Source organism: Compostimonas suwonensis, from assembly GCF_002797855.1.
Taxonomy (GTDB): Bacteria; Actinomycetota; Actinomycetes; order Actinomycetales; family Microbacteriaceae; genus Compostimonas; species Compostimonas suwonensis.
The window spans coordinates 512253-523149 of record NZ_PGFB01000004.1; the positions used below are offsets into that span (position 1 = coordinate 512253).

Below are 10897 nucleotides of genomic sequence, written 5' to 3' on the forward strand. Positions count from 1 at the left end.
TCGCACACCACGTCGCACGCGGCTGCGGCGTGCGCGGTCCCGGCGAAGGAGAACAATGCGCCTCTACCTGGCATCGACCTCACCGGCACGTCTCGCGACGCTGCGCGCGGCCGGCATCGAGCCGATCGCGATCTCGCCGGGGGTCGACGAGACGGCCGCCGTCGAGGCCGCCGAACGCGAGCACGGCCCGCTCGACGCGCCCGCCATGGTGCAGCTGCTCGCCCAGGCGAAGGCGGAGGCGGTCGTCGGCACGGAGGTCGCGGGCGAGCCGATCGACGGGCTCATCCTCGGCGGGGACTCGGCGTTCGTGCTCGACGGCGTCATCTACGGCAAGCCGCACACCCCGGAGCGGGCCCGCGAGCGCTGGCTGGCCCAGCGCGGCCGCAGCGGCGAGCTGCACTCGGGGCACTGGCTCATCGACCACCGCGGCGGCAGTGCGCGCCACGCCGTCGGCGCGAGCTCGCGGGCGACCGTGCACTTCGCCTCGCCGAGCGAGCACGAGATCGACGCCTACATCGCGACCGGCGAGCCCCTCGAGGTGGCGGGCGCGTTCACGATCGACGCCCGCGGCGGTGCCTTCATCCGCTCGATCGAGGGTGACCCGCACACCGTCGTCGGCCTCTCGCTGCCCCTGCTGCGGGAGCTCGCGGGTGAGCTGGGCGTCGAGTGGCCCGAGCTCTGGAACCGCTGAGCCGCGACATCCTGCGCACACCTCTTGTAGGCATTCAAACGGCTTTGAGGCTGTTTTTTGTCAGCAGGAACCAAATTCGAGGCCTAGCAGGGCAATAGGCTTGATGCTTGTGTCTCGTATATCCAAGGTTCTCATCGCCAACCGAGGCGAAATCGCCGTCCGCGTGATCCGCGCCGCCCGAGACAGCGGCATCGCATCGGTCGCCGTCTACGCCGACCAGGATCGCGACGCCCTCCACTCCCGCCTCGCTGACGAGGCCTACGCGCTCGACGGCACAACGAGCGCCGAGACCTACCTCGTGATCGACAAGCTGCTCTCGATCGCCCGCCGATCCGGCGCGGACGCCGTGCACCCGGGCTACGGCTTCCTCGCCGAGAACGCCGACTTCGCGCGTGCCGTTCTCGGCGCCGGGCTCATCTGGATCGGGCCGTCGCCCGAGGCCATCGAGCGCCTGGGCGACAAGGTCTCCGCCCGCCACGTCGCCGAGAAGGTCGGCGCCCCGCTGGCCCCCGGAACCCTCAACCCCGTCGCGGATGCCGCGGAGGTGCTCGATTTCGTCGACGTGCACGGCCTGCCCGTCGCCATCAAGGCGGCGTTCGGCGGCGGGGGGCGCGGGCTCAAGGTCGCGCGCACCCGCGAGGAGGTGCCCGAGCTCTTCGAGTCTGCGACGCGCGAGGCCATCGCCGCCTTCGGCCGCGGCGAGTGCTTCGTCGAGAAGTACCTCGACAAGCCCCGTCACGTCGAGACCCAGTGCCTCGCCGACTCCCACGGCAACGTCGTCGTCGTCTCGACGCGCGACTGCTCCCTCCAGCGCCGCCACCAGAAGCTCGTCGAGGAGGCCCCGGCGCCGTACCTGAGCGCCGAGCAGAACGCGGAGCTCTACCGGGCCTCGAAGGCGATCCTCGCCGAGGTCGGCTACGTGGGCGCCGGAACCTGCGAGTTCCTCATCGGCACCGACGGCACCGTCTCCTTCCTCGAGGTCAACACACGCCTCCAGGTCGAGCACCCGGTCTCCGAGGAGGTCACGGGCATCGACCTCGTGCGCGAGCAGTTCCGCATCGCAGAGGGCGGCAGCATCGACTACCCGGATCCCGCGCCCACCGGCCACTCCTTCGAGTTCCGCATCAACGGCGAAGACCCCGGCATGAACTTCATGCCCGCCCCCGGGCCCATCCACGTGTTCAAGGCGCCGGGCGGCCCCGGCATCCGCGTCGACAGCGGCGTTCAGGCCGGCGACGTGATCTCGGGGGCCTTCGACTCCCTCATCGCCAAGCTCATCGTCACGGGCGCGACCCGCGAGGAGGCGCTCGAGCGCTCGCGTCGCGCGCTCGAGGAGTTCGAGGTCGCGGGCCTTCCGACCGTGCTGCCCTTCCACCGCGACATCGTGAACAACCCGGCCTTCGCACCCGCCGACGGCGAACCCTTCGGCGTCTACACGCGCTGGATCGAGACCGAGTACGTCAACCCCGCCGAACCCTGGAGCGGCGTGCAGAGCGCCGTCGAGGGCCCCGAGGCCCGCAACACGGTCGTCGTCGAGGTGGGCGGCAAGCGCGTCGAGGTGAGCCTGCCCGCGAGGCTGCTGTCGAGCTCATCGGCCGGCACGAGCGCCACGAGCGCGGGTGCCGCCCCCCGGCGCCGCAGCGGAGGCGGCCAGGTCGTCACGGCCACGGGCGACGAGGTCAAGGCGCCCATGCAGGCGACCGTGGTCAAGCTCGCCGTCGCCGAGGGCGATCGTGTCGTCAAGGGCGACCTCGTGCTCGTGCTCGAGGCCATGAAGATGGAGCAGCCGCTCACGGCCCACAAAGACGGTGTCGTCGGCGCGATCCACGCCTCGGTCGGCGCGACGGTGTCGTCGGGTCACCTGCTGCTCACGATCGCGAGCTGACGCGGGCCCTCTCGCCGCGTCATCCGTTCGAGCCCTCTCGGCTCGCCCCCTGTCCGATGGTCTTCCGCCGGCTTCGCCACACTCCCACATGCAGGAGATCTCACCGCATCCGGCCGGACAGGCCTCGTTCTCGGGGCCCTGACCAGACGAACTCCTGCATTCGGGTCGCGCCGGGGAGGAATGGCGACGGCGGGGGCGAACAGCCTCAGAGCACGATGTGCATCGCCCGCGCGGCATCCGTGATGGAGCCGGAGAGCGAGGGGTAGACCGTGAAGGCCCGGGCGACCTGGTCGACCGTGAGCCGCTGCTCCACCGCGAGCGCGAGCGGGAAGATGAGCTCGCTCGCCTTCGGGGCCACGATGACGCCGCCGATGACCGTTCCGCTGCCCGTGCGGGCGAAGAGCTTCACGAAGCCGTCTTTGATGCCCATCATCTTGGCCCGCGGGTTCGACGAGAGCGGCAGCTTGTAGATGTCGCCCTGGGCGATGCCCTCCTCGATCTGCAGCTGCGTCCAGCCGATCGTCGCGATCTCGGGCTGCGTGAAGATGTTGGCGGCGACGTTGCGCAGCTCGATCGGGTTCACGGCGTCGCCGAGGGCATGGAAGACGGCCGTGCGGCCCTGCATCGAGGCGACGGATGCCAGGGGCAGCGAGCTCGTGCAGTCGCCGGCCGCGTAGATGTTCGGCATCGAGGTGCGCGCGACACGGTTGACCCGGATGTGACCGGACTCGGTGAGCTGCACGCCCGCCTCCTCCAGCCCGATCCCCGCCGTGTTCGGGATGGAGCCGACCGCCATGAGGCAGTGGCTGCCCTCGACCGTGCGCCCGTCCGAGAGCGTCGCGACGACGCCGTCCTCGGTGCGCACGACCGACTCGGCGCGGGACTTCGACAGCACGGTCATGCCGTTGCGCTTGAAGACGTTCTCGATGACGGCCGCCGCGTCGGCGTCCTCGCCGGGCAGCACCTGGTCACGGCTCGAGATGAGCGTGACCTTCGAGCCGAGGGCCCGGTAGGCGGAGGCGAACTCGGCGCCCGTGACGCCCGAGCCCACGACGATGAGGTGCTCGGGGATGGTCTCGAGGTCGTAGAGCTGGGTCCAGGTCATGATGCGTTCGCCGTCGGGCTTCGCGGAGTCGAGGACACGCGGGCTCGCACCCACCGAGACGACGATCGTGTCGGCCTCGATCTGGTCGAAGTCGGTTCCCTGTCCTCCGGGCGCCGTCGAGACGATGAGCCCGTTCGTGCCGTCGAGCCGGCCCTCGCCGGCGACGATGCGCACACCGGCGCGGATGAGGTTCGAGCGCATGTCCTCCGACTGCTGGCGCGCGAGGCCGAGGAGCCGCTTGTTCACGGCGCCGAGGTTGACCGCGACCTCGGGGCGCACGGGCTTGCCCGACTCCGAGCGGCTGAAGAACTGCACGCCGAGGTCGCTCGCCTCGCGGATGGCGTTGGTGGCCTCGGCCGTGGCGATGAGGGTCTTCGAGGGCACGACATCGGTGATGACGGCCGAGCCGCCCACCCCGACCCGCTCGACGAGCGTCACGTCGGCACCGAGCTGTGCGCCCGCGATCGCCGCCTCGTAGCCGCCGGGGCCGCCCCCGAGTACAGCGATCCTCTGTTTGCGCTCGAACTCGTAAGACATGGTCCCCATTCTCGCGCAGCGCGGGCGGGCACCCAAAACGAACAGAGCGTGTACGCGGATGCCGCACCCGGCCGGGCATCGCGCAGGCCGATCTCACTAGACTGTCGAGATGTCGAATTCGAACCTCAATCCGCTCGACGACCCGGACGCAGACCCGTTCGGCATCGCCCGGGACGCCGCCGCACAGATCGCCGAGCTCACGGGCGTCGAGCGGCACGACATCGCCCTCACCCTCGGCAGCGGCTGGGGCAAGGCCGCCGACCTCATCGGCGAGACCACGGCGACGATCCCCGCGACCGAGCTCGTCGGGTTCAGCGCACCGGCCCTCGCCGGGCACGTGGGGTCGATCCGCTCCATCCTGCTGCCGACCGGCAAGCGGGCGCTCGTGATCGGCGCGCGCACGCACTACTACGAGGGCCACGGAGTGCGCCGGGTCGTGCACAGCGTGCGCACGGCGGCCGCGGCCGGCGCCACGACGATGATCCTCACCAACGGCGCGGGGGGCATCAAGGAGCACTGGACGCCCGGCACCCCCGTGCTCATCAGCGACCACATCAACCTCACGGCCGACTCCCCGCTCGAAGGCGCGACCTTCATCGACCTCACCGACCTCTATTCGAGCCGGCTGCGCGAGCTCGCGCTCGGCGTCGACCCGCAGCTCGACAGCGGCGTCTACTGCCAGTTCCGCGGACCGCACTACGAGACCCCGGCCGAGGTGCAGATGGCGAAGGCCATCGGCGGCCACATCGTGGGCATGTCGACGGCGCTCGAGGCGATCGCCGCCCGGCAGGCCGGCATGGAGATCCTCGGCATGTCGCTCATCACCAACCTCGCCGCCGGCATCCAGAAGGAGCCGCTCAGCCATGCCGAGGTCATCGAGGCCGGGCAGCTGGCCGAGCCGGTGATCAGCGCCCTCCTCGCACGAATCGTGGCCGTGCTGTGAGCGACGAGGCCGTGAGCGACGGCGCGGTGGGCGACGATCTCCTCGACAGCGCCCGGGCCTGGCTCGCGCAGGATCCCGACCCCGAGACCCGCGCCGAGCTCCGCGACCTCGTCGACCGCTCCGAGGCGGGCGACCCGGGTGCCACCCAGGAGCTGCACGCCCGCTTCGACGAGCGGCTCGCCTTCGGCACGGCAGGCCTCCGCGGCGAGATCGCGGCCGGCCCCAACCGCATGAACCGCGTGCTCGTCGGCCAGGCCGCCGCGGGTCTCGCCGCCTACCTGCTCGAGCGGGCACACGGCGTTCGGCAGCCCTCGGTCGTGATCGGCTACGACGGCCGCAAGAACTCGCAGGTCTTCGCGAGCGACACGGCCGAGATCATGGCCGGTGCCGGCATCCGCGCGATCCTGCTGCCCCGGCTGCTGCCGACCCCCGTGCTCGCCTTCGCCGTACGCGAGCTGGGCGCGAGCGCCGGGGTCATGGTGACCGCCTCGCACAATCCGCCCAACGACAACGGCTACAAGGTCTACCTCGGCGGAGACGACGACGGCTCGCAGATCGTGCCGCCCGCCGACGGCGAGATCGCCGCCCACATCCTGCGGGTCGCCGCCGAGCTCTCGGTCGCCGAGCTCCCCCGCTCGAGCGACTACGAGCACGCCGACGAGTCGATCGTCGACGCCTACGTCGAGGCGACCGCCCGGGTGGCCGATTCGGGCGCCACCCGCGGTGAGCTCTCCGTCGTCTACACGGCCATGCACGGTGTCGGCTGGGAGACGATGCGCAAGGTCCTGCAGCGCGCGGGCTTCGGCATCCCCACGACCGTCGCCGCGCAGATCGAGCCGGATGCCGCGTTCCCCACGGTCTCGTTCCCCAACCCCGAGGAGCCCGGCGCCATGGACCTCTCCTTCGAGGCCGCGCGCGCGGCGGGCGCAGACCTCGTGATCGCCAACGACCCCGACGCCGACCGGCTCGCCGTCGCCATCCCCGACCCGGGCCAGGAGTCCGGCTACCGGCGGCTCAGCGGCAACGAGGTCGGCTCGCTGCTCGGCTGGCGCGCCGCCGAGCAGGCGGCCCGCACAGCCCTCGCATCGGGCGACGGCGGGGCCACGGGCACCCTCGCCTGCTCGATCGTCTCCTCCCCCGCCCTCGCGGCCGTCGCGGCCGAGTACGGGCTCGACTTCGCCGACACCCTCACGGGCTTCAAGTGGGTCTCCCGCGCCCCCGGCCTCGTCTACGGCTACGAGGAGGCGCTCGGCTACCTCGTGAACCCGCAGACCGTGCGCGACAAAGACGGCATCTCCGCCGCGATGGCGTTCCTCGACCTCGCGACCGGGCTCGCCGCCGAGGGCCGCACGATCGCCGACCAGCTCACGAGCTTCACCGAGCGCTTCGGTCACTTCGCCTCGGACCAGATCTCGTTGCGGGTCGACGACCAGGGCGACATCGGCCGCATCATGTCGCGCCTGCGGGCCGAGCCGCCGGCCTCGGTGGGCGGCACCGCTGTGCTCCGCATCGACGACCTGAGCGACGGCTTCGAGGGCCTGCCGCCGAGCGACGTGCTGCGCATCCGGCTGGCCGACGGCTCTCGGGTGATGGTGCGCCCGAGCGGCACCGAGCCGAAGCTCAAGATCTACATCGATTCGAGCAGCACCGAGGGTTCCGCCCTCGAGCGGCAGGCGGTGGCCGAGGCGGCCGTCACGCGCCTCGCCGAGGGCATGCGGGCCCTGACCGCCCTGTAGCTCCTGACGACCGTGCTGTAGCGGAGGGGCCCGGGCACGGAGGTGCCGGGCGCGGAGGGGCCGGGCGCGGAGGGGCCGGGCGCGGAATCAGCCGAGCGCGGCGTCGAGCTTCGCCGTGAGCTCCTCGAGGTCGAAGTAGTTGTCGATCACCACGACGTCGGCGTTGGTCTGGCCGATCGCGCCGACGAGCTCGGCGCTCGTGAGGATGACCTGCGCGTCTGCCGCGACGAGCCTTACGCTCGCGACATCCGCCGCCGTCACCTCCGCCTCGATGTCGAGGCGTTCGAGCGCGCGCTCGGCGTTGACCTTGAGGATCGCCGAGGTCCCGACGCCCGCCCCGCAAATCGCCACGATCTTCATGGTTCTAGGCTACGCGCCCTCTGTCGATCAACGTCGTCACGTCTGCCGTCGTCTGCGCCGCCGCGAGCTGCGGTATCGCGGCGGCGTCGTTGAAGACGTTGGCGAGACCCGCGACGCTCGTCACGTGCTGGTCGGTCGTCGTGACCGCGAGGCCGATGACGACGCTCACCGGGTCGTTGTGGGGGTGGCCGAACGCGACCGGCTCGGCGAGGGTCACCACCGAGAGCCCGTCGGCGAAGACGTCGGGACCGGGCCGGGCGTGCGCGAGGGCGAGCCCCGGCGCGATGACGATGTAGGCGCCGAACTCCTCGATGACCTCGAGCATGCGCTCGTTGTAGCCCGGGCCGGTGGCTCCCGACCGCTCGAGCGCGTCGCCGGCGAGCCGCACCGCGGCCACCCAGTCCTCCGCCTGGGCGCCCAGGACGACGGCGGAATCCGGGAGCGGCGGCAGCGTCATGGATAGCCCGTCTTCGGTGGGGTGGGTGAGGCTCTCCAGTTAACCCTAGGCTTGCTCAAAGCCTGCTGAGATTGCGTCAGCAAGGTCCTCTCGGTCTTCGAGCGGCAGGAATGCTCCCGCGGCCGCGTTGAGCTGGAAGGTCTCCAGATCGACGAGGTCGTAGCCGAAGGCGTCGCTCAGGATGGCGAGCTCGCGGCTCAGGCTCGTTCCGCTCATCAGGCGGTTGTCGGTGTTGACGGTCACCCGGAAGCCGAGCTGGTAGAGCAGGTCGAAGGGGTGGTCGAGGATGTCGTCGCCCCAGGCCTCGATGGCGCCCGTCTGCAGGTTCGAGGAGGGGCTCGTCTCGAGCACGATCTCGCGATCCTTGACCCACTGGCTGAGGGCGCCGAGGGTCACGTAGGTGCCCTCGTCGTCTTCGCGCTCCACCTGGATGTCCTCGGCCAGCCGCACGCCGTGGCCGAGCCGCAGGGCTCGTCCGTCGATGAGCGCGCTCGTGATGCTCTGCAGCCCGTCGGCCTCGCCGGCGTGCACGGTCGCGGGGAAGAACTTGCTCGCAAGGTAGTCGAAGGCCGCACGGTGACGGCTGGGCGCGAAGCCCGCCTCCGGGCCGGCGATGTCGAAGCCGACCACGCCGTTGCCACGGTGGCGCACGGCCAGCTCGGCGATCTCGAGAGCACGGTCGGCGTGCCGCATGGCGCTCACGAGCTGCCCGATGCGGATGCTGCCGCCCTGCGCCGCGACATCCGCGATGCCGGCCTCGATGCCCTCCTGCACGGCCTCCACGGTCTCGTCGAGGCTCAGGCCGCGCGTGAGGTGCTGCTCGGGCGCCCAGCGGATCTCACCGTAGATGACGCCGTCGTCGGCGAGATCCTGCACGAACTCGCGGGCGACGCGCACGAGCCCGTCGGATGTCTGCATGACCCCGGTCGTGATGTCGAAGGTCTTGAGGTACTCGACGAGCGAGCCCGAGTTGGACTGCTCCTCGAACCACTGGCCCAGGGCATCGGAGTCGGTCTCGGGAAGCTCGAGGCCCACCGCGTCGGCGAGCTCGACGATCGTCTGCGGGCGCAGACCGCCGTCGAGATGGTCGTGGAGCGAGACCTTGGGCAGTGCCGTGATGTTGGGGCCGCCGCCGGCCATGAAGTAGTCGTCCGTTGTCGTGGTCACGTCGTGCTCCTCGAGACTGTGCTCGACGCACCGGTGGATGCGCCTCACCCAAGCTATCGCACCGCGCCTCCCGGCGACATGGCCTCGGGCGGCGACATCCGCCCTCTCTCCCTCGCCCTACTCATCGCCCTACTCAAAACGACGGAGATACCGCCGTTTTCGCCCCGTTCCGGGCCGTTCAGGCGCATTCCGGATGAAAAGTCCGTCGTTTTGAGTGAGAGTGAGAGTGAGAGTGAGAGTGAGCCGGGTTGCGAGGCGGCTCGGTCTCAGGCGGGCGAGATCAGCTGACCCGCTCGGCGACGAGCGGGCCGCCGTCGAGCACGGGCTCGCCGGGGTCGCCGATGCGCCAGGCCCCCTCGACCGACTCGAGCGCCCGCGCGAAGCGGGCGGGCTCGTCGGCGCTCAGGGTGAAGAGCGGCTGGCCGGCGCGGACGGTGTCGCCCGGCTTCGCGAGCAGGTCGATGCCCGCGGCGTGCTGCACGGGGTCCTGCTTGCGGGCACGGCCGGCGCCCAGGCGCCAGGCCGCTATGCCGAAGGGCAGGGCGTCCTGCTGAACGAGCACGCCGTCGCGGTCGGCGACGACGGTGTGGGTCTCGCGGGCGACGGGCAGCGCGGCATCCGGGTCTCCGCCCTGTGCACGGATGACGCGGCGCCAGGTGTCCATCGCACGGCCGTCGGCGAGGGCGGCCTCGACGTCGGCGTCGGGCTGTCCGGCGAGGGTGAGCATCTCGCGGGCGAGCGCGATCGTGAGCGCGACGACATCCGCGGGCCCTCCCCCGGCGAGCACCTCGATCGACTCGCGCACCTCGTTGGCGTTGCCGATCGCGAGGCCGAGCGGAACGTTCATGTTCGTCAGGAGCGCGGTCGTGGCGACGCCGGCGTCGTTGCCGAGGTCGACCATCGTGCGCGCGAGCTCGCGGGATCGCTCGATGTCGGTGAGGAAGGCGCCCGAGCCGAACTTGACGTCGAGCACGAGCGCCGAGGTGCCCTCAGCGATCTTCTTGCTCATGATCGACGAGGCGATGAGCGGGATCGCCTCGACGGTGCCCGTGATGTCGCGCAGGGCGTAGAGCTTGCCGTCGGCGGGTGCGAGGCCGCTCCCGGCCGCGCAGATGACGCCGCCCTCGTCGCGGAGCTGGGCGAACATCTCGTCGTTGCTGAGGTTCGCACGCCAGCCCGGGATGCTCTCGAGCTTGTCGAGGGTTCCGCCCGTGTGGCCGAGGCCGCGCCCCGAGAGCTGCGGCACCGCGACCCCGAAGGTCGCGACGAGAGGCATGAGCGGAAGGGTGATCTTGTCGCCCACCCCGCCCGTCGAGTGCTTGTCGACCGTGCGCTTGCCGAGGCCGTCGAAGTTCATCCGCTCGCCGCTCGCGATCATCGCGAGGGTCAGGTCGCGGATCTCCCGGCGGTCCATGCCGTTGAGGAAGATCGCCATGGTCATGGCGGCCATCTGCTCCTCGGCCACGTAGCCGCGGGTGTAGGCGTCGACGAGCCAGTCGATCTGCGCCGTGCTCAGCTCGTTCCTGTCACGCTTGCTGCGGATGAGGTCGACGACGTCGAAGGCCTCAACGCTCTGTGCTTCGCTCACTGCGGTTCACTCCGGTATTCCCCGAGGGTGCGCGGCCCGAAGGCGTCGGGCAGGACCTCGTCGATCGTACGGATGCCCGAGACGGTCTCGAGCATCATCCCCGGAACGGCGTGCTCGAAGAGCAGCTGACGGCACCGGCCGCAGGGCATCAGGATGTTGCCGTGGCCGTCGACGCACGTGAAGGCGACGAGCTGGCCGCCGCCCGACATGTGCAGCGCCGAGACGAGGGAGCACTCGGCGCACAGCGTGACCCCGTACGACGCGTTCTCGACGTTGCAGCCGGCGATGACGCGGCCGTCGGTGACGAGCGCGGCGGCGCCGACCGGGAAGTTCGAGTACGGGGCGTAGGCCTTGCCCATCGCCTCGGCCGCGGCATCCCGCAGCCGACCCCAGTCGATCTCGCCCGACGCCGAGGGAAGTTCACTCAT

The 10897-nt window shown here is 71.0% G+C and carries 10 protein-coding genes; 4 read left to right on the forward strand and 6 right to left on the reverse strand.

All coding sequences use genetic code 11. The annotated features are described in order from the left end of the window. Positions 1–55 precede the first annotated feature (55 nt). Both CLV54_RS13425 and CLV54_RS13430 read left to right on the forward strand, forming a co-directional pair. Complete coding sequence (locus CLV54_RS13425; RefSeq protein ID WP_100345464.1) at positions 56–691, forward strand: Maf family protein; 636 nt, start codon at positions 56–58, stop codon at positions 689–691. A 109-nt stretch (positions 692–800) separates the two neighbouring features. Then, entirely contained in the window at positions 801–2576 is a 1776-nt protein-coding gene (locus CLV54_RS13430; protein ID WP_100345465.1) for an acetyl/propionyl/methylcrotonyl-CoA carboxylase subunit alpha, read from the forward strand. Positions 2577–2781: 205 nt separating this feature from the next. On the opposite strand, the gene CLV54_RS13435 is transcribed toward CLV54_RS13430, so the two are convergent. After that, a complete protein-coding gene (locus CLV54_RS13435; protein WP_100345466.1) occupies positions 2782–4218 on the reverse strand; it encodes an NAD(P)H-quinone dehydrogenase in 1437 nt (478 codons plus the stop codon). Between the two features lie 109 nt (positions 4219–4327). On the opposite strand from CLV54_RS13435, the gene CLV54_RS13440 reads away from it, so the two are divergent. Both CLV54_RS13440 and CLV54_RS13445 read left to right on the forward strand, forming a co-directional pair. Then, entirely contained in the window at positions 4328–5161 is an 834-nt protein-coding gene (locus CLV54_RS13440; protein WP_100345467.1) for a purine-nucleoside phosphorylase, read from the forward strand. After that, entirely contained in the window at positions 5158–6897 is a 1740-nt protein-coding gene (locus CLV54_RS13445; RefSeq protein WP_425430282.1) for a phospho-sugar mutase, read from the forward strand. The genes CLV54_RS13440 and CLV54_RS13445 overlap by 4 nt, the downstream gene beginning before the upstream one ends. 87 nt (positions 6898–6984) lie before the next feature. Here the strand turns inward: CLV54_RS13445 and CLV54_RS13450 are convergent, their stop codons facing one another. The 5 genes from CLV54_RS13450 to CLV54_RS13475 form a co-directional block, all read right to left on the reverse strand. Next, positions 6985–7257, reverse strand: coding sequence for a PTS sugar transporter subunit IIB (locus CLV54_RS13450; protein WP_100345468.1), 273 nt, complete (start codon positions 7255–7257; stop codon positions 6985–6987). A gap of 4 nt (positions 7258–7261) precedes the next feature. Further along, on the reverse strand, positions 7262–7714 hold the full coding sequence (locus tag CLV54_RS13455) for a PTS sugar transporter subunit IIA (protein ID WP_100345469.1): 453 nt from the start codon (positions 7712–7714) through the stop codon (positions 7262–7264). Between the two features lie 45 nt (positions 7715–7759). Further along, positions 7760–8854, reverse strand: coding sequence for an adenosine deaminase (locus CLV54_RS13460; protein ID WP_170062003.1), 1095 nt, complete (start codon positions 8852–8854; stop codon positions 7760–7762). A 307-nt stretch (positions 8855–9161) separates the two neighbouring features. Continuing rightward, positions 9162–10469: a thymidine phosphorylase gene (locus tag CLV54_RS13470; RefSeq protein ID WP_100345472.1), complete on the reverse strand. Its 1308-nt coding sequence runs from the start codon at positions 10467–10469 to the stop codon at positions 9162–9164. Then, positions 10466–10897 (reverse strand): cytidine deaminase, encoded by a 432-nt coding sequence (locus CLV54_RS13475; RefSeq protein WP_100345543.1) that lies wholly within the window; start codon positions 10895–10897, stop codon positions 10466–10468. The genes CLV54_RS13470 and CLV54_RS13475 overlap by 4 nt, the downstream gene beginning before the upstream one ends.